Annotated in this window: 22 protein-coding genes and 1 riboswitch; of the genes, 18 read left to right on the forward strand and 4 right to left on the reverse strand. The window is 44.8% G+C overall.

Going from position 1 to position 23,666, the window contains the following annotated elements; all coding sequences use genetic code 11:
- Positions 1-86: 86 nt before the first annotated feature.
- Entirely contained in the window at positions 87-485 is a 399-nt protein-coding gene (locus HGO97_RS18885; RefSeq protein ID WP_216244442.1) for a type II toxin-antitoxin system HicB family antitoxin, read from the reverse strand.
- 34 nt (positions 486-519) lie between these two features.
- The gene (locus HGO97_RS24465) at positions 520-711 is read right to left on the reverse strand and encodes a type II toxin-antitoxin system HicA family toxin (RefSeq protein ID WP_334299590.1); all 192 of its coding nucleotides are present in this window, start codon (positions 709-711) and stop codon (positions 520-522) included.
- A 172-nt stretch (positions 712-883) separates the two neighbouring features.
- Here HGO97_RS24465 and HGO97_RS18895 point away from each other — a divergent pair, with 172 nt between their 5' ends.
- The 15 genes from HGO97_RS18895 to grdD all read left to right on the forward strand — a co-directional run bounded on the left by HGO97_RS18895 (position 884) and on the right by grdD (position 19,330).
- Positions 884-3,364 (forward strand): GH36-type glycosyl hydrolase domain-containing protein, encoded by a 2,481-nt coding sequence (locus HGO97_RS18895; protein ID WP_216244443.1) that lies wholly within the window; start codon positions 884-886, stop codon positions 3,362-3,364.
- Positions 3,361-4,785 carry a phosphoglucomutase/phosphomannomutase family protein gene (locus tag HGO97_RS18900; protein ID WP_216244444.1) on the forward strand — a complete coding sequence of 475 codons (1,425 nt, stop codon included), beginning with the start codon at positions 3,361-3,363 and terminating at the stop codon, positions 4,783-4,785. The genes HGO97_RS18895 and HGO97_RS18900 overlap by 4 nt, the downstream gene beginning before the upstream one ends.
- Positions 4,786-4,793: 8 nt before the next feature.
- On the forward strand, positions 4,794-6,536 hold the full coding sequence (locus HGO97_RS18905) for a sensor histidine kinase (RefSeq protein ID WP_216244445.1): 1,743 nt from the start codon (positions 4,794-4,796) through the stop codon (positions 6,534-6,536).
- A 151-nt stretch (positions 6,537-6,687) separates the two neighbouring features.
- Complete coding sequence (locus HGO97_RS18910; protein ID WP_216244446.1) at positions 6,688-8,031, forward strand: ABC transporter substrate-binding protein; 1,344 nt, start codon at positions 6,688-6,690, stop codon at positions 8,029-8,031.
- Positions 8,032-8,100: 69 nt separating this feature from the next.
- Positions 8,101-8,997 (forward strand): carbohydrate ABC transporter permease, encoded by an 897-nt coding sequence (locus HGO97_RS18915; RefSeq protein ID WP_168866732.1) that lies wholly within the window; start codon positions 8,101-8,103, stop codon positions 8,995-8,997.
- 14 nt (positions 8,998-9,011) lie between these two features.
- Entirely contained in the window at positions 9,012-9,878 is an 867-nt protein-coding gene (locus HGO97_RS18920; RefSeq protein WP_216244447.1) for a carbohydrate ABC transporter permease, read from the forward strand.
- Positions 9,879-9,972: 94 nt separating this feature from the next.
- A complete protein-coding gene (locus tag HGO97_RS18925; protein WP_216244448.1) occupies positions 9,973-10,749 on the forward strand; it encodes a response regulator transcription factor in 777 nt (258 codons plus the stop codon).
- Positions 10,750-11,002: 253 nt separating this feature from the next.
- Positions 11,003-11,113, forward strand: a riboswitch (glycine riboswitch).
- Positions 11,114-11,272: 159 nt separating this feature from the next.
- Positions 11,273-11,659 (forward strand): GrdX family protein, encoded by a 387-nt coding sequence (locus HGO97_RS18930; RefSeq protein ID WP_216244449.1) that lies wholly within the window; start codon positions 11,273-11,275, stop codon positions 11,657-11,659.
- A gap of 138 nt (positions 11,660-11,797) precedes the next feature.
- Complete coding sequence (locus HGO97_RS18935) at positions 11,798-13,078, forward strand: glycine/sarcosine/betaine reductase component B subunit (RefSeq protein ID WP_287841418.1); 1,281 nt, start codon at positions 11,798-11,800, stop codon at positions 13,076-13,078.
- Between the two features lie 16 nt (positions 13,079-13,094).
- Positions 13,095-14,405 carry a glycine reductase complex selenoprotein B gene (gene grdB / locus HGO97_RS18940; RefSeq protein ID WP_216244450.1) on the forward strand — a complete coding sequence of 437 codons (1,311 nt, stop codon included), beginning with the start codon at positions 13,095-13,097 and terminating at the stop codon, positions 14,403-14,405.
- A gap of 100 nt (positions 14,406-14,505) precedes the next feature.
- The gene (gene trxB / locus HGO97_RS18945) at positions 14,506-15,450 is read left to right on the forward strand and encodes a thioredoxin-disulfide reductase (RefSeq protein ID WP_216244451.1); all 945 of its coding nucleotides are present in this window, start codon (positions 14,506-14,508) and stop codon (positions 15,448-15,450) included.
- A gap of 23 nt (positions 15,451-15,473) precedes the next feature.
- The gene (gene trxA / locus HGO97_RS18950; RefSeq protein WP_216244452.1) at positions 15,474-15,791 is read left to right on the forward strand and encodes a thioredoxin TrxA; all 318 of its coding nucleotides are present in this window, start codon (positions 15,474-15,476) and stop codon (positions 15,789-15,791) included.
- A 146-nt stretch (positions 15,792-15,937) separates the two neighbouring features.
- Positions 15,938-16,408 (forward strand): glycine/sarcosine/betaine reductase complex selenoprotein A, encoded by a 471-nt coding sequence (gene grdA / locus HGO97_RS18955; protein ID WP_216244453.1) that lies wholly within the window; start codon positions 15,938-15,940, stop codon positions 16,406-16,408.
- A 190-nt stretch (positions 16,409-16,598) separates the two neighbouring features.
- Positions 16,599-18,137, forward strand: a complete 1,539-nt coding sequence (gene grdC, locus HGO97_RS18960; protein ID WP_216244454.1) for a glycine/sarcosine/betaine reductase complex component C subunit beta — start codon at positions 16,599-16,601, stop codon at positions 18,135-18,137.
- Positions 18,138-18,151: 14 nt separating this feature from the next.
- Complete coding sequence (gene grdD / locus HGO97_RS18965) at positions 18,152-19,330, forward strand: glycine/sarcosine/betaine reductase complex component C subunit alpha (protein WP_216244455.1); 1,179 nt, start codon at positions 18,152-18,154, stop codon at positions 19,328-19,330.
- A 159-nt stretch (positions 19,331-19,489) separates the two neighbouring features.
- Here the strand turns inward: grdD and HGO97_RS18970 are convergent, their stop codons facing one another.
- On the reverse strand, positions 19,490-20,356 hold the full coding sequence (locus HGO97_RS18970) for an Rpn family recombination-promoting nuclease/putative transposase (protein WP_216244456.1): 867 nt from the start codon (positions 20,354-20,356) through the stop codon (positions 19,490-19,492).
- A gap of 178 nt (positions 20,357-20,534) precedes the next feature.
- Here HGO97_RS18970 and HGO97_RS18975 point away from each other — a divergent pair, with 178 nt between their 5' ends.
- The 3 genes from HGO97_RS18975 to HGO97_RS18985 all read left to right on the forward strand — a co-directional run bounded on the left by HGO97_RS18975 (position 20,535) and on the right by HGO97_RS18985 (position 22,695).
- On the forward strand, positions 20,535-21,389 hold the full coding sequence (locus tag HGO97_RS18975) for a pyridoxamine kinase (RefSeq protein ID WP_216244457.1): 855 nt from the start codon (positions 20,535-20,537) through the stop codon (positions 21,387-21,389).
- A 92-nt stretch (positions 21,390-21,481) separates the two neighbouring features.
- The gene (locus HGO97_RS18980; RefSeq protein ID WP_216244458.1) at positions 21,482-22,003 is read left to right on the forward strand and encodes a TIGR04002 family protein; all 522 of its coding nucleotides are present in this window, start codon (positions 21,482-21,484) and stop codon (positions 22,001-22,003) included.
- Between the two features lie 95 nt (positions 22,004-22,098).
- A complete protein-coding gene (locus tag HGO97_RS18985; protein ID WP_216244459.1) occupies positions 22,099-22,695 on the forward strand; it encodes a TIGR04100 family radical SAM protein in 597 nt (198 codons plus the stop codon).
- Between the two features lie 102 nt (positions 22,696-22,797).
- Here the strand turns inward: HGO97_RS18985 and HGO97_RS18990 are convergent, their stop codons facing one another.
- Complete coding sequence (locus tag HGO97_RS18990; protein WP_216244460.1) at positions 22,798-23,661, reverse strand: methionyl aminopeptidase; 864 nt, start codon at positions 23,659-23,661, stop codon at positions 22,798-22,800.
- Positions 23,662-23,666 lie beyond the last annotated feature (5 nt).

Below are 23,666 nucleotides of genomic sequence, written 5' to 3' on the forward strand. Positions count from 1 at the left end.
CGCAAATATATGCGTTATATATAAACCAAGGGCTGAATGCTCATAAAGAAGCCTTCAGCCCTACCATTATCATAGAAGATCTGCTTTTACAGAGATTTCTTCACACACTCGAAATTAATGCCTTCTTTTTCTGCTTCTACACAGAGCCAGTATGGAATGGTACAGTTTTTCTTTACAGCCCTATGATTCATACGTTTTCTATACTCTGTAAAATCTACATCAACTAATGTTAGTATACCTGACAGATAATTGAAGTCTTCATCAGCCTCAAGTTTTGCTTTAGCAAGAGCTGTATTAAAATTAGATGGTTGAGGAATTGGCAAGTGGTCATTTTCAAAAGCGACTCCTTTTAATCCAATGGCATCACGTGCCATTTCAATAGCATCTACCATACTTGTTCCTTCGGTATAGATATCCATATCGGGAATATAGACAAGATAGTCTTCATCTGACTTACAGATAAAAACAGGATACGCATCTTTCATAGTATCATCCTCCTTTGATAACGTGATATATGTATCAGCTTAATCCCCATTTTCTAAGGATTCTTTTAGCGGTTATCTCATTGATTTCAGTATGCCTTGGAACCTGTTCTATATCGCTTCCACGTTTGAATGTATCATGATTTCCACCATGTTCTTTAAAAACAAAGCCGGCATCTTCGAGTTTTATATTAATAGTCTGCGTTTCAATAGCATACCTCCCTCTTATCTAATATGATACGTATTATATGCGCCTTTATCAAGGCCGATAATATGTCTGATCTGTATTAGATACCACAATTTTATCCAAATAATCGCATATCCTACAGTTGGTTCTCCCACTGCAGAAGTCTATAATGAAGTTATATTAGAAGACTTATGCAGTGGGAGGTTTTTATATTATGAAATATGGTCACTTTGACAATGAGAAGAGGGAGTATGTGATTGACCGGGTAGATCTTCCGACATCCTGGACGAATTATCTGGGTGTGCGTGATATGTGTGCCGTGGTCAATCACACAGCGGGAGGTTATTTATTCTACAAATCCCCGGAATACCACCGGATCACACGTTTCCGCGGGAACGGGGTGCCGATGGACCGTCCGGGGCATTATGTCTATCTGCGGGATGATGTGAGCGGAGACTACTGGAGCATCTCCTGGCAGCCTGTGGGAAAGAGCCTGGATGAGGCCAGTTACCGCTGCATCCACGGCATGTCCTATACCAGATATGAGTGTGAATACAATGGAATTCAGGCGAGTCAGACACTATCCATTCCGATAGAAGATCCAGTGGAATTGTGGGATGTTAAGATTAAGAATACGGATACAAAGGAGCGCGAGATCAGTCTGTTTTCCTACTGCGAATTCTCTTTCCATCATATTGAGTTCGACAATCAGAATTTCCAGATGAGTCTCTACTCTGCAGGTTCTTCCTATGAGGATGGCATCATTGAACACGACTTGTATTATGATGAGTTCGGGTATCAGTACTTTACTGCAGACTTTGAACCGGACAGCTTCGACTGCCTGAGGGATGAATTTATCGGTGTCTATCATTCCGAGAGCAATCCTGTAGGGGTAGAACGCGGCGTTTTAAGTGGTTCTTATGAGAAGGGAAATAATCATTGCGGCGCACTTCATAAAAAGCTGATATTGAAACCAGGCGAAGAGATTCGGGCAGTCTTTATGCTGGGAGAGGGGAACAGGGAAGTCGGAAGGAAAATGAGGGAAAAATACCGTCTTTTCCACAATGTTGACCAGGCTTATGTGGATATCAAAGCGTTTTGGGAGGAGAAATGTGGAAAACTCCAGATTCAAACTCCGAACGAGGGAATGAATACTTTGATTAATATATGGACCTTATATCAGGCGGAGATCAATGTCATGTTCTCCAGATTTGCTTCTTTTATCGAAGTAGGTGGAAGGACCGGACTTGGCTATCGCGATACAGCCCAGGATGCCATGACCGTGCCTCATTCCAACCCGGAGAAATGCAGACAGCGTCTGGTCGAGCTGTTGCGGGGACTGGTATCAAAGGGATACGGACTGCATCTGTTCGAGCCTCGCTGGTTCGATCCGCAGGCGGAGGAGAAACCGTTCAAATCTCCGACCGTTGTGCCTGAACCAAAGCGGGAGGATATGATACATGGGTTAGAATCTACCTGTTCGGATGATGCACTCTGGCTGATTGCTTCAATTGTTGAATATGTAAAGGAGACAGGAGAGTATGATTTCATAGATGAAGTCATCACTTACGCGGATGAGGGAAGCGGCACGGTCTATGAGCATATGATGAAAATCCTGGATTTCTCCTTTGAGCAGGTCGGTGCGGACGGAGTCTGCAAGGGACTGCGGGCAGACTGGAACGACTGTCTGAACTTAGGCGGAGGAGAGAGTGCTTTAGTCTCCTTCCTACATTATTGGGCGCTTGCGAACTTCCTGGAGCTGGCAAGATTCCGTCAGGATGCGCAGGTTGTTAAGAAGTATGAGGAAATGCAGAAGAAAGTCCGGGAAGTCTGTGACAGAGAGCTTTGGGATGAAGAGTGGTTCATCCGCGGAATCACGAAGAATGGGAAAAAGATCGGAACGAAACAGGATCAGGAAGGAAAAGTCCATCTGGAATCCAATGCATGGGCAGTTCTGTCAGGAGCATCCAGCTATGAAAAGGGCATAAGGGCAATGGACAGTGTAAGAGAATATCTGTCTACACCGTATGGAATCATGTTGAACGCCCCGTCCTTCACCGTGCCGGATGATGACATTGGATTCGTTACCCGGGTGTATCCGGGCGTGAAGGAAAATGGTTCTATTTTCAGTCATCCAAATCCGTGGGCATGGGCAGCAGAATGTCGTCTGGGAAGAGGCAACAGGGCCATGGAATATTATGATGCGCTCTGTCCGTACTACCAGAATGACAAGATTGAAATCCGCCAGGCAGAGCCTTATTCCTACTGTCAGTTCATTATGGGAAAGGACCACAGTGCTTACGGAAAGGCAAGGCATCCATTCATGACAGGCAGTGGCGGTTGGGCTTACTTTTCAGCGACCAGGTATATGCTCGGCATCCGTCCACAGTTCGATACACTGGAGATCGATCCTTGTATTCCGGGAGACTGGGACGGATTTGAGGCGGTCCGTGTCTGGAGAGGAATGACTTACAGAATCAAGGTCGTAAATCCAGAGCATGTGATGTCAGGGGTAAGAGAAGTGTATCTGGACGGAACAGAGCTTCCGGCAGTTTTATCTTTATCAGGCCTGGCAAAAGAAGGAGATGCATCGGGAAGGACTGCAGAACGTTATGTTGCAGAAATTCCTTTTATAGAAGATAGAAAAGAACACGTAGTAAAAGTCGTCATGGGAGAAAGGAAGGCACAGTTATGATAGCATTTGGCACAGGTGGATGGAGAGCAATTATCGGGGATGAATTCACAAAGGCGAATATTCAGATTCTGGCAAAAGCAATGGCAAGAAAGATGAAAGCAGAAGGCGTGGAGGAGAAAGGAATCGTCATGGGCTATGACAGGCGTTTCCTTTCGAAAGAAACGATTTACTGGTCTTGTGAAGTGTTTGCAGAGGAAGGAATCAAGGTCTGGTTCATTGACCGATCCGTCCCGACCCCGCTTGTGATGTTCTATGTGATGAAGCATGATATGCCTTATGGCATGATGGTGACCGCAAGCCACAATCCGGCGATCTATAACGGAATCAAAGTCTTTACAGAGGGCGGCAGAGATGCCAATGAGATTCAGACGCAGGATATCGAATGTTATATTCGTGAAGTAGAGGAAGAATTTAAGGATAAGCCACTTCCGGTAATGGAGTATGACAAGGCTGTTGAGGCCGGGCTTGTAAAGCAGTTCAACCCTCTGAATGAATATCTGGACAACATCATTGATAATATTAATATGCAGAAGATTCGGGATGCGGGCCTTCATATTGCTCTGGACCCGATGTACGGAGTGAGCCAGACTTCACTCAAGACGATTCTTCTGACCGCAAGATGCGATGTGAACCTGATCAACGAGCGCCATGATACTCTCTTCGGCGGGCGACTTCCGGCCCCTACGGATAATACCCTTCGGGCCCTCAAGACCTATGTCATTGATTATGGCTGTGATATCGGCCTGGCGACCGACGGAGATGCGGACCGGATCGGTGTCATCGATGATAAGGGAAGATTTCTGCACGCCAATGACATTTTGGTGTTATTATATTATTATCTTGTAAAATATAAAGGTTGGAGGGGACCAGTCGTAAGAAATGTAGCCACCACACATATGCTGGATAAAGTGGCAGCAGGTTTCGGAGAGACCTGTTATGAAGTTCCGGTCGGATTCAAACACATTTCCGCCAAAATGCAGGAGACAGGGGCGATCCTGGGAGGAGAGTCCTCAGGCGGCCTGACAGTACGCGGGCACATCAACGGGAAGGACGGCGTGTATGCCGCCATGCTTCTTGTAGAGATGCTAGCAGTGACGGGCAAGAAGATGTCTCAGATCATGGATGATATCCAGAGTGAATATGGGGCAATCCATATGGAAGAGCGCGATTATAAGATGAGCCAGGAGAGAAAGCAGGAAATTTTCCACATGATCATGGAAGAAAAGCTGCTTCCGAAGATGGATGTGCCGATTCGTGATGTCTCCTATCTGGATGGATGCAAAGTCTATTTTGAGGACGGTGGATGGATCATTGCGAGATTTTCCGGGACAGAGCCTTTGCTCCGTATCTTCTGCGAGATGCAGGATGCGGATGCGGCAAAGAAAATGTGTGAGAAGTTTGAAGCATTTCTTAGACTCTAAAGAAACGTATGAAGACAAAAAGAAAGATTTCAGTGAAATCCAGGATCATTGCGCTGATGCTGCTGTGCTGGCTTCTGCCGTTGATCATCATTACGGGAGTGAATATCTACTATCTTTATGGAAGCCAGTTTGAGAGTAAGATCTCAAAGGAGATCGACCAGCTCAAGTTCAACGACCAGGTCAGTGCGGAGCGTCTGGGGAAGGTCGTAGAGTCTTCCCTGGAAGCGTCCTATGACGGGAATCTGATGTCATTATACCGGCGCTACAAGAGAAAGACGATTATGGAGCATGACCTGCTGGCTTCCAGTATGTACTATCTGGGAAACCGTTATGGCAGGGACAGCCGGGTGAAGGCTGCGATTCTGTGGTACAGGGAGAATCCTGAAAAGCTGAACAGCAGTGCTTACAATACAAGTGAAGGTGCTACTTATCAATTGGTACAGAACTACTGGAATGAGGACCATGAGGCGATTGCCGCGATTTCAGAAGATTTGGGTACAGCGGTTCGGTTCTATAACAATGGCAGCCGTCTGTATTTGGTACGAAATCTGTATAATTCGAATTATGAGAATGCGGCAGTTCTTGTGCTTCTGGTGAATGAAGAAAATTGCTTTGAAAACTATTCTATATTCCCGGAGGGGACTTCAGTTACGCTTCATATTGATGACTGCAGCTTCCCGTTGATCGGGGAGGAAGTGACGAAGGAAGAGACCGGCATGACAGAGATGGGCGGAAGCTCCGGCTATATCTGGGAGAACGGGGTCCTCCGCCTTTATCATGATATGAAGGTAGAAGGGCACAGGATGGTGTCCCTTGTACGGTTCGACAATAGTTCTTCGTTCACCTTGTTTTATGGATATAAAGCGATTATGATCGGGATGGCGTTGTGTCTGATTCCGCTGCTTGCAATCCTGCTTCTTGTATTCTACAGGCATGTAACAAAGCCGATTCAGATTATGATGGAGGGAGCAGAGGAGATCGAGAAAGGAAATCTGGGCTATCAGTTGGAATATGAACCTGAGAGTACGGAATTCAAGTATCTGGCGGAGTCTTTTAATAAGATGTCAGAGCGTTTAAAGTATCAGTTCGATCATATTTATGAGGAAGAGCTGGCGCTGAGGGATGCCAGGATCATGGCACTGCAGTCTCATATCAATCCTCACTTTATGAATAATACGCTGGAGATCATCAATTGGGAGGCACGCCTGTCCGGGAATCAGAAGGTGTCCCAGATGATTGAGGCGCTGGCAACTCTAATGGATGCCGGGATCGACAGGAAGAAGCAGCCGGAAGTCCTTCTGTCAGAAGAAATGATCTATGTGAATGCATATCTCTATATTATTTCTGAGAGGCTTGGCAAACGGCTGACGATTAAGAAGGAACTCCCGGAGGAGATTATGCAGTATAAAGTGCCCAGGCTCATTCTGCAGCCCGTGATAGAAAATTCGATTGAACACGGGGTTGTGAAGAAGGGTCAGGGGACCGTGGTTCTGAATGGTTATAAGAAAGGAAAGTACTTATACCTGGAAATCGTCAACGAAGCGGTTCTCACCAAAGAGGATGAGGCGAAGATCGAACGCCTTTTAGATGTTAACTATGACACAAGTAAGGAATCATCAGGCAGTATGGGAATCGCAAATGTGAACCAGAGGCTTAAGATCCTGTATGGAGAGCCCTGCGGCCTGAGCATGGAAAAGATTGATGATGAGCATGTCTGTGCACGCCTGACTATACTGGTGGAACGCTCATGAGATGCATGAGTTTTTGAATCTGATGTACAAGATTTGCAAAGACAACAAAATCGTGCAAGAAATCACAGATTGAGTTATTCACTTTTCCTAAAAAAACGTCATAATTAAAGTATAAATTATACAGAGTGTATAAGGGATTGGAGGAAAAGTTATGAAGAAAAAAGTAGTATCAATTTTACTGGTGACTGCAATGGTCGGAACTATGGCTGCAGGGTGTGGCTCTAAGAAAGGCAGCGAAGAAGGAAAAGATGAGGAATTATCCTTAAGCGTCACCACAACATTTGCAGGCGAGGACGGCAACGCAGGAAATTATAAAGACGCCGTGGCAGCATTTGAAAAAGAGTCAGGAATTAAGATCAATGATTCATCTGCAGTTTCTGACGAGACATTTAAGGCACGTATCGAGACAGACTTCCAGGCAGGATCAGAGCCGGATGTATTGTTCTTCTTCAACGGCGCTGATGCAAACTCCTTTATCGAGGAAGGTAAAGTCGTTTCCATCGATGAAATCAGAAAAGAGTATCCAGATTATGCATCTAATATGAATGATGATCTGATTGCTCCTTCTCTGGTAGATGATGTAAAATATGCAGTTCCTGTTAATGGATACTGGGAAGGCCTGTTCTGCAACACAGAGGTTCTGGATGCAGCAGGTGTAGAAGTACCGGGAGCTGATTATACTTGGGCAGACTTCGAGGCAGACTGCGAGAAGATCAAGGCAGCAGGTTACACACCGATTGCAGCAGCACTGGGTGAGATTCCTCACTACTGGTGGGAATACAGTATCTTCAACCACACTTCACTGGACACACATCTGGAAGTTCCAGAGAGCGCTGACAAAGGCAACGGACCTGGATGGGTAGAAGGAATGGAAGATATCAAGGGATTATATGACAAAGGATATTTCCCGGAGAATACATTATCAGCAAAAGATGATGAGACATTCGCATTATTTACAAGCGGAAAAGCAGCATTCTTAATCGATGGTTCCTGGAAAGTTGGCGGTATCGCATCAGCTTGTCAGTCTGATCCGGATGATGCTTCCACACTTGACACAGCAAAACTGGATAAGTATACCGTAACATATGTTCCGACGAACGGAGAAAGAAAAGCAACAGACCTGATCGGTGGTCTTTCTATGGGATATTACATCACTCAGAAAGCTTGGGATGATGAGACAAAGAGAGATGCAGCAGTGAAGTTTGTAGAATACATGACAACAGATGATATGGTAGCTAAGTTCGCACAGCACACAGCATCTGCTCTGAAAGAAGCTCCAGAAGTTGATTCCGCAGACTTTAACTCCTTACAGATCAAAGCAATCGACATGATGGCAGGCGTTACATCCTTGACAGGCGCTGTACAGGATGTATTCAACGGACAGTGCAGAGTATCTACATTCGACGGAATGCCTCAGATCGTTACTGGCGAAGTCAGTGCAAAGGATGCAGTACAGCAGGGTCTGGAAGCATACGCAGAAGAGACAGCAGAATAACAGGTTTTCAGCCGGGGGCTTCGTAAAAGGCGCCTCCGGTTTTTCATGAGGAAGCAGGAGGCTGAAAATATGGAATCTAATGAATCTAATATATATAGAAACAAAAAGCCGCTATTTGTGTTCTTAATACCGGCATTTATATTCATGGTCGTGTTTCTCTATTACCCCTTTGTAAAAAATATACTGAACAGTTTTCAGAAGATTACAAGTCTGGGAGCAGCAAGCAAGGGATGGAACGGTCCGTGGTATTCGAACTATGTGAAAATGTTCAATGACCCCAACATGCGTACCGCAATCTTGAACACTATTATCATGATGGTCGTAACGATTATCGGTCAGGTAGGTATCGCAGTTGTCCTTGCGTTGATGGTCGATAATATTAAAAAGGGAGCCAAATTCTTCCGTACCGTATTTTTCTTCCCAATCGTTATTTCCGCAACTGCATTAGGTCTGATGTTCAACCTGATCTTCCTGTACGATAAAGGAATGGTCAATCAGCTCCTTGAGATGCTCGGAAAAGGAACACTGACAGATTGGAAGGACACCGCACATGCGCTGGTGGTCATGCTGCTTCCGGTTATGTGGCAGTATGTCGGGTTCTACTTTGTCATCCTGATTACGGGATTGAACAATATTCCCGAGGATCTGTATGAATCAGCCTCCATCGACGGTGCGACCAGATGGCAGCGTATTCGCTACATTACCCTGCCGATGTTAAGAAATGTCATTTGTACCTGTGTAGTCCTGGCTGTGACCGGAGCTTTGAAGGTCTTCGACCTCCCATGGGTCATGTTCCCGAAAGGAATGCCGCTTGGCAAGACCTGGCTGACCGGAACTTATATGTACTATCAGGCATTTAATACACAGGATGTAGATTACAGTTCTGCAATCGCGGTTGTTATTGTAATCCTGGGAATCGTAACCTCGAAGATCGTCAACAAAGTATTCAAAGAAGCAGACTATTAGAAAGGAGAATCAGCATGAAAGCAAAAACGAAAAAACACGTATCCCCAGGAATGATCGTGATTTATGCGATTCTCATTTTCTGGGCACTGACCACCATATATCCGATCTTTTGGATTATTATAAACTCTTTTAAAGCGAAAAATGAGATTCTGGCAAATTCCTTCTCTCTGCCGCTGGGAGATCTGTTCACAACATCAAACTATAAGACTGCTTTTGAGCGTTTGAACATTTTCAGTGCTTATCGGAACAGTATCATCATATCCTGTACTGTAGCACTTGTAGTCGTATTGCTGGCCGGTCTGGCATCCTTTGCCATCGTCCGCTATAGCTTCAGACTAAAGAAATTTGTGTACTCACTGATTATCGCAGGAATGATGTTCCCGGTGTTCTCAACAATCATTCCGGTCTTTCGGATGCTGAACACCTTGCATATTGCCAATACCAATAACCTGTGGCTGTCCCTTCTGTCCGTGGCGCTGCCCCAGATTGCAGGGAACCTGTCCTTTGCGATCGTGGTATTGAGCGGCTACATTAAGTCGCTGCCGATCGAACTGGAGGAGGCTGCTTACATGGAAGGCTGCAATGCATACCAGATCTTCTTCAAGGTCGTAATGCCGCTGACCAAGCCATCCTTTGCAACCGTTGCAATCTTCTCCTTCCTCTGGAGCTACAATGATTTGTTCACACAGATGTTCCTGCTGCGTCTTCCAGAGCAGAGGGCAATCACACGTCTGTTAAATGAACTGACTGCCATGGAGGGTACGAACTATGGACTGATGGCAGCAGCAGTTGCGCTGGTTGTCATTCCGGTCATCATCGTGTATATTATATTACAGAAGCATATTATTAAAGGTATGACTGCAGGCGCAATCAAAGGATAAATAGTTTTTGGACCATAGTATCCTGCAGACCGAAGGATGATACGAAGTACAAGAGGATGAACCAGGATAAAAGTTGACTTATGGGGATGGGATTATGTACAAAGTTGTGATTATCGATGATGAACCGATTATAGTGGAGGGGCTTTCCCGTGTGATTAAATGGGAAGAGTATGGCTGCCGTCTGGCAGGAACTGCCTATGATGGAATGGACGGCGTAAATGTGATCCGGGAGCAGAAGCCGGATATCATCTTTTCCGATATTGCCATGCCGGGGATGGACGGTCTGAAAATGATTGCCGCCATCAAGGTGGAACAGCCAGACGCAATGATCGCGATTCTGACAGGTTATCGGGACTTTGACTATGCGCAGACGGCAATCCGGCTTGGAGTATGCAGATTCCTTTTAAAGCCTTCGAACCTGTCGGAGCTGGAAGAGGCAGTCCAGTTCATGGTCTCCGAATTGAAAAAGAAGCATCCCGAGGAAGCAAAAGAAGAGAAAGCAGAAGGCGCAGAAGACTCCGAAGGGAAGGATTCTGAGGGAACAGCCGGAAGCTTTATCGTCAAGAATGCGCTGGAATATATGGAAAGTCATTATGCGGAGAAGATCACACTCTCCGAGCTGGCAGATAAGATGTATGTCAGCCAGTGGCATCTGAGCAAGCTCCTCAATAAGCATACGAAGAAAAGCTTTAGTGAACTTTTAAATGAAATCCGGGTAAAAGAAGCAAAACAGTTGCTCAAAGACCCGTCCCTCCGTGTCGGTGATGTGGCAGAGATGGTCGGATTTCTGGATATCGCACATTTTTCCAGAGTATTTAAGAAATGTACAGAAATGTCCGCGAATGAATATAGAAATAAGAAATTAGGATAGTAAGGATAATAGAAAAAAACACTGGAACAGGCTGAACAGAAAAGAATGCCTTTCCAGTGTTTTTTTGGTCAAAAAAGGGATAAAATTAAATTGCACCCCGCAGATTTAACAAAAAACTGCGTGTGATTTTGTGGAAAACAACTAAATTGATTTATTCGCTTCTCAAAGCTTGCAAAATTTTTAACAATTGGTTATTATAGAAACAGGCAATAGACTGGGTTCTAGTTGTCTATAAGTAAACTGCATAGTGGGATGATGTTTTCTAAGAGAGAGTTGTTGAATCAACCGCCGAAGAGGCAAGCCGGAGTTACGAGGGTGAACGTATGATGGTGAAACTTTCAGGCAAAAGGACTGGAAAACGTACCACATTCTGAATCTTGTGCTGAGTGTTTTTTATAAAACAGGTAATCAGGGCAAATAGACAGGAAGGAGGACGATTTATACACAGGTGTGTTTAAATTGTCTTTTTTTATGACATAGATAACTTCCTGTAAGGAACTGAAAAAGGAGAAGATGGATCAAGATGAGTAAAAACAGCTACATAGTGATAACAAACAATCCACTTGTTTTAGAAAGGCTCAACGAAGGGCACAAAGTCATATACAAAGAGATTTCTTATGAAGAGATTTTAAAAGAGGCTAGAGACAGAATCCACGATGGTCACCGGCTTTTAACACATCCTCTTTCGGGAAGTGTAAAACCGAATGAAACACCATACAAATCAATTTTAATAACAGAAAGAAAGGAGAAGATGGATGAATGGTCCGTCAAGATCATTGAAAGTGCCATCCAGGCATGTGGAAAGTTCGAGTTCAAGTCGGACAAGTACAAGCCGGAGGTGTACAGAGATTTTCAATTGATCGACTGGACACTGTTGGAGAGTGGATTAGCATCGGCTGACGCATGGTAAATGGGAAGGCCGGCCATACCTTCGCGGGACCTGAGTTAGGAGCGTTGGTATGTAGGGTAAGTTCAAAAGAGGTTTTGAATCGTTAAATTGCACGGAAACTAAAAAATTATAATAATCATTGAGAGGAGGGCATGACAAGTGAGATTAGAAATGGGACACATTTACATTAAGGATATCCAGTTCGGACCGGAATCAAAGATTGAAGACGGAGTCCTTTATGTATCCGAGGAGGCTGTAAAAGCAGTAGCTCTGGAGGAGGAAAAAATTAAGAGTGTATCACTTGACATTGCAAGACCGGGCGAATCTGTAAGAATTACACCGGTTAAGGACGTTATCGAGCCAAGAGTAAAGGTAGAAGGAAGAGGAGGAATCTTCCCGGGAGTTGTTGCTAAGACTGACACAGTTGGAGAAGGCAAGACTTATGCTTTAAAGGGAATGGCTGTTGTAACAGCAGGTAAGATCGTAGGATTCCAGGAAGGTATCATCGATATGACAGGCCCGGGAGCAGACTACACACCATTTTCTAAGACATTGAACCTGGTTATGGTATGTGAGCCTGTAGAGGGAATTGAGCCTCACGATTATGAGAAGGCAGTGAGACTTGCAGGATTTAAAGTTGCAGTTTATATTGGGGAATTAGCACGTGAGCTGACACCAGATGAGACAAAGGTATATGAGACATGCACAATCAAAGAAGGACTTGAGAAGTATCCTGACCTTCCGAGAGTTGCTTATGTACAGATGCTTCAGAGCCAGGGACTGCTTCACGATACATATGTATACGGCGTAGATGCAAAGAAGATCGTTCCTACGATTTTAAGCCCTACAGAGATCATGGATGGTGCAATCGTATCAGGAAACTGTGTATCTGCATGTGACAAGAACCCAACTTATGTACATCTGAACAACCCAGTCGTACATGATTTATTTGAACAGCACGGAAAGACTTTGAACTTTGTTTGCCAGATCATCACGAACGAGAACGTTTACCTGGCTGATAAGCTTCGTTCTTCCGACTGGACAGCTAAGCTTTGCAAGATGCTTGACTTAGACGGTGTTATCGTTTCCCAGGAAGGATTCGGTAATCCAGATACAGACCTGATCCTCAACTGCAAGAAGATTGAGGCAGAAGGTGTGAAGACAGTTATCATCACAGATGAGTATGCAGGACGCGATGGAAAATCCCAGTCTCTTGCAGATGCAGACCCGGCAGCAGACGCCGTTATCACTGGTGGTAATGCGAACCAGTTGATTATTCTTCCAAAACTGGACAAGGTAATCGGTACATTAGACTATGTGAACAAGATTGCAGGAGCAAGTGAAGAGACTCTCCATGAGGACGGCAGCTTAGAGGTAGAGCTTCAGGTTCTTACAGGTGCAACAAATGAAACTGGCTTTAACAAGCTGAGTGCAAGATAGCGGGGAGGAGAAGAAAATGGCTAAAATTAAAGTTGTTCATTATATCAATCAATTCTTCGCACAGATCGGCGGAGAGGAAAAAGCTGATTATCCGGCAGAGATTCGTGTTGGCGAGATCGTTGGACCGGGTATGGCATTAACAGCAAGCTTTGGAGACGAAGCAGAGATCATCGCAACGATCGTGTGCGGCGACTCATATTTCAATGAGAATCTTGAGAAAGCAAAAGCAGATATCCTTGCTATGGTAAAAGAGCAGGCACCGGATGTATTCGTTGCAGGACCGGCATTTAACGCAGGACGTTATGGTGTGGCTTGTGCTACAATCGCTGCTGCTGTACAGGAAGAACTTGGAATTCCTGCAATTACTGGTATGTATGTAGAGAACCCTGGCGCTGATATGTTCAAGAACCAGGTATACATGATTGCAACAAAGAACAATGCAGCAGGCATGAGAGATGCTGTTTCTAAGATGGCACCTCTGGCATTAAAGCTTGCAAAGGGCGAACCAATCGGTGCATCCGCAGAAGAAGGATATATGCCGAATGGTATCCGTGTGAATTTCTTCGAGAAGGAGAGAGGATCACAGAGAGCAGTAAAGATGCTGCTTAAGAAGCTGAATGGTAAACCATATGAGACAGAGTACCCAATGCCTGATTTCGATAGAGTAGATCCGAATCCGGCAGTGAAAGATCTGGCTCATGCTAAGATTGCTCTGGTAACATCAGGCGGTATCGTACCGAAGGGCAACCCGGATCATATCGAAAGCTCCAGTGCATCTCACTATGGTGAGTATGACATCACAGGAGTATATGACCTGACAGAAGAGACTTACGAGACAGCACACGGCGGATATGATCCTGTTTATGCAAACAAGGATTCAGACAGAGTTCTGCCTGTAGATGTACTGCGCGATTTGGAAAAAGAAGGCGTAATCGGAGAACTTCATAATAAATTCTATACAACAGTGGGGAACGGAACAGCCGTTGCTAATGCAAAAGCATTTGCTGCAGAATTTTCACAGAAACTGCTTGCAGACGGTGTAGACGCAGTTATCCTCACCTCCACGTGAGGCACCTGTACTCGTTGCGGTGCAACGATGGTGAAAGAAGTGGAGAGAGCTGGAATTCCGGTTGTACATATTTGTACAGTAACCCCGATTTCCATGACAGTTGGTGCTAACAGAATCGTACCGGCTATCGCTATTCCACATCCTCTTGGCAATCCAGCTTTGAATGCAGGAGAGGAAAAAGCGCTTCGTCGTAAGATCGTTGAAAAGGCATTAGATGCTTTGGCAACTGAAGTAGACGGACAGAAGATTTTCGAGTAAAATAAGAGATAAGGACAACCTCCAAAAAGGTGTGGGATGACAGGCCCCGCCTTTCAGAGGCTTTCCGGACTAGAATCCATGAAGGAGAGGAAACTTCGTTATGAGCAAGATTTATGACGTAATCATCCTGGGAGCAGGACCGGCAGGTCTTGCAGCAGGACTGTATGCAGGCAGGAGCCGTCTGTCCACATTGATTATCGAGAAGGGACAGGACGGAGGACAGATCGCAATCACAGATGAGATTGAGAACTATCCGGGACAGATCGTAGAGGGAGAATCAGGACCGTCTCTGATCGAAAGAATGACACAGCAGGCTGAAAAGTTTGGTGCAGAGCGTGTATCAGACACAATCAAAGAAGTACAGCTCGAAGGGGACGTAAAAGTCTTAAAGAGCGAGAAGGCTGAATATCAGGCTAAAAATGTGATCATTGCAACCGGTGCACATGCAAGACCAATCGGATGCAAGGGTGAGAAGGAATACATGGGCAAGGGTGTATCTTACTGTGCAACATGTGATGCCAATTTCTTCGAAGACTTTGAAGTATATGTAGTAGGCGGCGGAGATTCTGCAGTTGAAGAAGCAATGTACCTTACAAAGTTCGCAAGAAAGGTAACCATCATCCACAGACGTGATGAGCTGCGTGCTGCCAAGTCCATTCAGGAGAAGGCATTTAAGAATCCGAAGATTGAATTCTTCTGGGATTCTGTTGTAGAAGAGCTTTACGGAGATGACATTCTTCAGGGAATGACGGTGAAGAACGTAAAGACCGGAGAGATTAGAAAAGTAGAAGCTGACCCGGATGACGGAATGTTTGGTCTGTTCGGATTCATCGGAACTGTTCCGAACTCTGATATTTTCAAAGGTATCATCGACATGGACGAGAGGGGATATATCAAGACAGATGAAGACATGCATACTAATATCCCAGGCGTTTATGCAGCAGGTGATGTCCGTATCAAGAGTCTGAGACAGGTCGTAACAGCAGCAGCCGACGGTGCAATTGCAGCCGTTCAGGTTGAAAGAAGCATGTCAGATTATTTCTAAGAGTAAACAGGAGGTATAGACCAATGTTAGATTTAGACAAGAACACTTTTGAACCAGAAGTATTACAGGCAGAAGGATATGTATTCGTAGACTTCTACGGAGACGGATGCGTACCATGCCAGGCTCTGATGCCAAAGGTACATGAATTCGCAGAGACATACGGTGACAAGATGAAATTTACATCTTTGAACACAACAAAAGCACGCCGTCTTGCTATTGGACAGAAAGTTCTCGGACTTCCTGTTATGGCAATCTATAAAGACGGAGAGAAGATCGATGAAGTAGTAAAAGATGAGGCTACTCCAGAGAGCATTGAAGCGATGATCAAGAAATACATCTAATCAGGTGATTTCTTATCATAGATTTATTGAACTTTATAAGTCCAATAAAACAGATTACTGTCTGGGAATATCGGATGTAATTCCGAAGGGAACAGATGGTACAGTAGATGAGTGATATAACTTAAAAGAAAGGAGAATGAATAATTATGGCTATTTTAGAAGGTAAAAAAGCAATAATTATCGGAGACCGTGATGGAATTCCGGGACCGGCTATCGCAGAATGCGTAAAAACAGCTGGTGCTGAAATCGTATTTTCATCAACGGAGTGCTTCGTCTGAACAAGCGCAGGCGCAATGGACTTAGAGAATCAGAAGAGGGTAAAAGAATTTGCTGACGAATACGGTGCAGAGAACTTAGTAGTAGTTCTCGGTGCTGCAGAAGGTGAAGCTGCAGGTCTTGCAGCAGAAACTGTAACAGCAGGTGACCCAACTTTTGCAGGTCCATTGACAGGAGTCCAGCTTGGACTTCAGGTATATCACGTATGTGAACCAGAGATGAAAGATGAATTTGACGCAGACGTTTATGACGAACAGATCAGTATGATGGAAATGGTACTCGATGTAGATGATATTATCAGCGAAATGACTGCCATCAGAGAGCAGTATTGCAAATTCTAATAGAATGATCTAGTAGAGTTTATTTACTGTGCAAGTTCGAATGAACGAGTAATGAAGGGCAGGCCTTTAGCGAATCCGTAAAAGACCTGCCCTTTTTATGTATGGGGATTTTCTTGTACATAAATGAGACATCCATTTGATTAAGTATATCACAATTGAAATTTATAAGCTTAAGAAAGGCGGAAAACCAATGAACAGTGTAATTAAAGGGGCAAGTTATGTATTAGTACATACTCCTGATATGGTTTTATATAATGGTACAACACAGACAACAGAGAAAATCGTAAATCCTGAATCAGAGTACTTAAAAGAGGTACCGAATCATCTTCGTTCTTATGAAGATGCAGTTTCCTATTGGCCGAATCAGACCTATATCGGAAACGCACATCCTGATGAGCTGGCAGGAGTAGAGTTCCCATGGTTTGATAAGAAGAAAGAAGATGCAGACCGCTACGGAAAGTACGGCGAGATCATGCCAGAAGAAGAGTTCTTATTCCTGGTACAGGCAAGTGATATGTTCGAAGTCGTAAAACTGGAAAAGGGCTTTGTTGCAGAGTACAAAGATGCATTTGCAAAGAACCCGATCATCTCAGAAGATATCGTGGAGAAGATTCCAGAAGGTGTTGAACTGTCCGAGATTGAAGGCTATGTGAACAATGACCATGCAGAGGGATTATATTTCCAGAACAAGCTGGTCGGATGTGTAAAGCCGGCTCATGATATTGATGTGAACCTGTCTGCTCATGTAATGCATGAGAACCTGATGAGTAAAGCATCCAGCGTTCTTGCACTTCTTTATGCAGTACGTAACGCAGGGATCGATAAAGCAGAGGTAGAGTATGTCATCGACTGTGCAGAAGAGGCATGTGGTGATATGAACCAGAGAGGCGGCGGCAACTTCGCAAAGGCAGCAGCAGAAGTAGCAGGTCTTGTAAGTGCATCCGGTTCTGACGCAAGAGGATTCTGCGCAGCACCTGTACATGCAATGATCGAGGCTGCGGCACTTGTAAAATCCGGCGCTTATAAGACAGTAGTCGTAACAGCCGGAGGATGTACTGCAAAGTTAGGTATGAACGGAAAAGATCATATCAAAAAAGGTCTCCCGATCTTAGAGGACTGCCTTGGTGGATTCGCAGTTGTTGTTTCTGAGAATGATGGAGTCAGCCCTGAGATCGACCTGAATCTGTTAGGACGCCACAGTGTAGGAACAGGTTCCGCACCACAGGCTGTTATTGGAAGTCTTGTAGCTGAGCCGCTTGACAGAGCTGGAATGAAGATCACAGATATCGATAAGTTTGCACCTGAGCTGCAGAACCCGGATATCACAAAACCGGCAGGAGCAGGAGATGTTCCGCTTGCTAACTACAAGATGATCGGTGCGCTGGCAGTAAAACGCGGCGAACTGGACAGAAAGGGTCTTGCAGACTTTACAACTTCTCACGGACTGACCGGATGGGCTCCGACACAGGGACATATCCCATCAGGTGTACCATACATCGGATTTGCATGTGAGGACATTAAAGAAGGTAAGATCAATAATGCAATGATCATCGGAAAAGGAAGTCTGTTCCTTGGAAGAATGACAAACTTATTTGATGGTGTATCCTTCGTAATGCATAGCAACACAGCTGCTGAGGAAGAAGCAAAGGCAGGCGTTTCTGAGGATGAAGTAAAGACAATGATCGCAAAAGCTATGAAGGAATTTGCAGCTTCTTTATTAGCAGAGTAAGGGAGGCAGTGATAATGGCAGACAATATTCAGAAAATGATCGCTGATACCTTCCTGGAGATGGCGCAGGGTCTGGAGACAGGATCATTCGGTAAGAAACCGAAGATCGCACTGACAGGCATGGGCAGCGAGCATGGCGAAGCAAATGCGATGGAAGCAGCAGTTGCAGCCGCAAAAGATGGAATCGATGTATATTATATTGGTACTTTAGAGGCAGAAGAAGATCCAAGTTCCACCGGACAGGTGATTACCGTGAAGGTTGAGGACGAGGAAGCAGCCCACAAGAAAATGGAAGATCTCCTGAAACAGAAGGCAGTGGACGGAGCAGTAACTATGCACTATCCATTCCCAATCGGAGTTTCCACTGTAGGACGTGCAGTAACACCAGGAAAAGGCCGTGAGATGTATGTGGCGACGACCACAGGTACATCCAGTGCAGACCGTATTGAGGGTATGATCAAGAATGCGATTTACGGAATCATCGCCGCAAAAGCATGTGGAAAAGCAAACCCGACAGTTGGTATCCTGAATGTAGACGGCGCACGCCAGACAGAGATTGCTTTGAAGCAGTTAAGAGACAATGGTTATGACATCACATTTGCAGAGTCAGCAAGAGCAGACGGTGGATGTGTCATGAGAGGAAATGACGTACTCCAGGGAACACCGGACATTATGGTATGTGATTCCTTATCCGGAAATATTCTGATCAAGATGCTGTCCTCCTTCACAACGGGCGGAAGTTATGAGGCTTCTGGATATGGATATGGACCGGGAATCGGAGAAGGATATGATCAGCTTGTCATGATTATCTCACGTGCATCTGGGGCACCATTGATTGCAGGTGCGATTCGTTATGCAGCACAGCTTGTAAGAGGAAAAATCTTCGAAGTAGCTGCAAAAGAATTTGAAGCAGCAAATAAAGCTGGACTTGCAGATATCCTTGCAGCAAGAAAAGCGAATGACAAACCGGCAGCAGCCCAGGAAGTCGTAACAGCACCACCGAAGGAGATTGTAACAGCACAGATTCCAGGAATTGAGATTATGGACCTGGAAGATGGAGTTCAAGCTCTCTGGAAGATCGGTGTATATGCGGAAAGCGGTATGGGATGTACAGGACCGATTATCCGTGTATCTGAGGCGAACCTGGCGAAAGCGCAGGAAGAACTCAAAAAGGCTGGATATATTGGAGATTAGATTATCGGGTAGGTATTAGGAGATAAAGAAAGGGATGGGCCATCCGGGCAGCGGACGTTTTAGAAGGCTGCGGGGGAGGGCTCATCCCTTGTTTTTAACCTTATCAAAAAAGCAGCAAAGCGGATTTTGATTGTCCGTTTTGACCAAGAGGTCCTGGATTTATAAGTGGAATTCTTTAAATAACTGCTGACGATAGGCTTTGTCACTAACAGCCTTATCAATTTCGGCGGTACGGGATTGCTGAATGAGTAGTTGGATTAATCGACTGACTTTCTCCTCTCCTTCTTCCTTAAGTAATCGATCACGTTCTTCCATTTTCATATAATCAACTCCTATCTGCGTACTTGATTTAATATGTTTTACCTTATCATGCAGATGCCTTAGTCGTTCATCACAGCCTGCGGGAATATTCTCGTCTGTACTGTGTTCCACATAGTGGAGAAAGTCAATTAAAGACTGGTCCGCTTCGTCGTCATTTTGTCCCTTTGTATTAAGAATGACCTTTTTACAGCCATCGCCTAAAGGGAGTGGGGAGGGCAGACTTTCGTGACACAAATTTTCAAAAGTATACCGATACTTTTTCAGCCCAAAGATGTCAAATCCACAGATGACTACAATATAAGTCGGGTTCAGATTATCAAAGCCCTTTTCCCCGCTTTCCAAAAGAGGAGCATCTAAGAGTGCCTGATAAAATCTCGTTCTTTTGGGAATATTACCTACGTTTCGTTTCTGCATTTCCACATCAAAGATTCGTCCATCTCCATCTTCTACATAAAAATCCATTCGGATTCCGCGTTTCCCAGGCAGGTTATGGATTACTTTCTGCCCTTCCTTCCAACAGATTTTCTTAATTGTGATCCCTAAGGATAACTCTAATATAATTTTGCAGGCTTCCAGGTCAACAGTTGCTGCATCAAACAGATAATCATCCATTAGATTCAAACTCTGAAGAGGAGCCAGTATAGGGTCTACATTTATGAGCCCTAAATCCGGCATCTGCGTATTCGATTTTTCATTCACATCCATATAGTTTCTTATTTCTCCTTTTATTATAGTATTTTCCTGTGTGTTTAGCAATGTAGAAGCAATAGTAATGACCTCCTTTCCAAAACTGGCCTGGTTAAATAGTATATAACTGGACGTTTAGAGTGAACCACTTATATGATATCATTGCATGCAAGTGAAAGAGAAATGGGGTTATACTATGACGAAAAAAATAGCAGTCATCAATGATTTATCAGGATTTGGCAGATGCTCTCTGACAGCGGCAATCTCTGTGATTGCGGCGATGGGGGTACAGCCTTGTCCTCTGCCTACGGCGGTCTTAAGTGCGCAGACGGGATATCCAAGTTATTTCTGTGATGACTATACAGATAAAATGGAATATTTCAGACAGGAATGGGAGAAGATGGGGGCGGCCTTTGATGGAATCTATACAGGATTTGTGGCGAGTGAGCAGCAGATAGAAAATATTTTCTGTTTCCTTGCGACCTTTCGGAAGAAGAAAACGTTTTTGCTTGTGGACCCGGTCATGGGAGATAATGGGAAAGTGTATGCTATGTTCACAGACAGACTTTTAAGCCTGATGAGGGAGCTGGTATATAAGGCCGACGCAGTAACGCCGAATCTGACCGAGCTGTGTCTGCTGACGGATACGGATTATCGGATGATTCAGAGCCTGACGGACGAAAAGCATCTTTTGACAGTGATCGAACAGATGGCAAGGAACGTGATTAAAAAAGGGCCGCAGGCGGTTGTGGTAACAGGTATTCATTTTCTGGATGAAAAAGACGGCATTCAGAAGATGGGAAATCTGGCCGTTACAGGAAAGCAGGCAAGCCTGTCCGCTTTCCCTTATGTGGGAGGAAGCTATTCGGGCACGGGAGATTTGTTCGCTTCTATTATTGCAGCAGGGATAGCCAGAGGAGATAAGATAACGGATAGCATTCAATTGGCAGGAGATTTTATCGAGCGGGCAATTGTGGATTCTGTGAAGGAAAATATACCACGTAATGATGGCGTTAATTATGAACAATTCCTGGGGATGTTGACAAAGTAGATATGATTTCGGTAAAAAAGTCTGCATTTACAGATTGTTTTAAGGTAGAAAGATAACGTCAAGGGAAGGATTCAAGAAGGAGGGCGAAAAGGATGAAGAATAACACATCAAAATTGACAATGACAGGTTTATTTGCAGCGATGATTACAGTGATGACAGCTTACATCTGTCACATCCCATATGGAGCGAATGGCGGTTACATTCATTTTGGAGATGCGCTGATCTATATGGCGGCCGTTTTTCTTCCGAGGCCATACGCACTGACCGCCGCTGCAATAGGCGGAGGGATGGCGGATTTGTTGACGGCACCGATGTGGGCTCCGGCAACGATTGTCATAAAAATGCTGATTACACTGCCATTTACAAGTAAAGAGGGCAGGATATTGATTCCGAGGAATATTGCGGCACCATTCGTGGCAGCAGTTATATCCGCCACAGGATATTATCTGGCAGAGGGTATTTTATTTGGCTCCTTTATCGCGCCTTTGGCATCCATTGCAGGAAGCGCAGTACAGTCTGGGGGAAGTGCGGTTATTTTCCTCGTGCTTGCAGCAGCAATGGATAAGGCACATTTGAAAAGCAAAACACAGAGAATGCTTCATATGTGTGAATAAAAGAAATCGTAACGGTCAAAGATGTGGATTGTTTTTGGTAAGTGAAAAGACGGATTTGGTATACCCGTCTTATAAAATGAAAAGAGGAAAATAAAATGGCAGATATCTTATATACATATAAAAACCAGGTTTACGCAAATATTACGAATCTTTGTGACTGCAGATGCCGTTTCTGCATTCGAAGCCATGAGGATGGAGTCGGGGATGCCAAGACCTTATGGTATAAAGTAGATCCGACACTGGAGGAGATTATTGCCGCCATGGATGACTTTGATTTTACCGGATATACAGAGCTTGTGTACTGCGGCTATGGAGAACCTACCTGTGCCCTGGACAATATGATCGCATCTGCAAAGTATGCGAAGGAAAAGTATGGTGTCACAATTCGGGTCAATACGAATGGTCTGGGGAATCTTTACCATGGGAAGGATATTGTTCCGATTCTTGCAGAGGTAGTGGATTGTGTATCGATCAGTCTGAATGCACCTACAAAAGAGGAGTATATGGATGTGACACGTCCGAAGTTTGAAAATGCATTTGAGGGGATGCTGGACTTTGCAGTGAAATGTAAGGGGAAAATCCCACAGGTGAAGATGACGGTAGTAGATGTTCTGTCACAAGAAGACATTGAGGCGAGCAGGAAACTGGCAGAATCGTTAGGTGTGGATCTCAGGGTCAGAAAGTTCGCGTAGAACAGTAAATATCAAAAACAGAATTTAAAAACCTGCGTTACTTTTCTGGCGGGAGCATATTTTATCATATGTTCCCAGCCTGGAAAAGCAGCGCAGGTCATTTTATTTGGTCAAGATTTCAATCCCATCTTCAGTAACAAGTACCATGTATTCTATCTGTGCGGATAATCCGTCATCAATTGTGTATACGGTCCAATCGTTCTCCTCATCCACGAAGAAATCAGGACTTCCTTCGTTGATCATCGGTTCGATGGTAAACATCATGCCCGGCACCAGGAGCATCTCACTCCCCTTGGGGGTGACATAGCTGACAAACGGGTCCTCGTGGAATTCGAGTCCAATCCCGTGTCCGCCAATCTCCTCTACGACAGAATAGCCATTGGCCTTTGCATGGGTATTAATTGCGTCTGCGATATCTCCTAAGTGACCCCATGGTCTGGCAGCCTTAAGACCCAGCTCCACACACTCTTCTGTGACCCGGATCAGACGCTCGGCGCGTTCTGAAATCTTTCCCATCTTGAACATCCTTGAGGCATCTGAAAAATATCCGTCCAGAATAGTGGAGACGTCTACATTGATGATATCTCCTTCCTCCAGAATGATATTCGGGTCCGGAATCCCATGACAGATCTCGTTATTGAGTGAGGTGCACACGCTTTTCGGAAAGCCCTGATAATTGAGCGGTGCAGGGATGCCGCCGTGTTTAGTAGTGACATCATATACGATCTTATCAATCTCCTCCGTGCTCATTCCAATTTGGATCTGCTCTGCCACTGCGTCCAGGACAGCAGTGTTGAGCGCAGCACTTTGTTTGATTTTCTCGATCTGGGCAGGCGTTTTTAAAAGTTTGCGGCTCGGAACTATCTCGCCTCTTGCTGCATGGAGCGCCATCTTTTCTTCAATCATCATATGGCATTTTTTATATTTTTTTCCACTTCCACACCAGCATGGTTCATTTCTTTCCATAAAAA

Source organism: Faecalicatena faecalis (assembly GCF_012524165.2).
Taxonomy (GTDB): Bacteria; Bacillota; Clostridia; order Lachnospirales; family Lachnospiraceae; genus Faecalicatena_A; species Faecalicatena_A faecalis.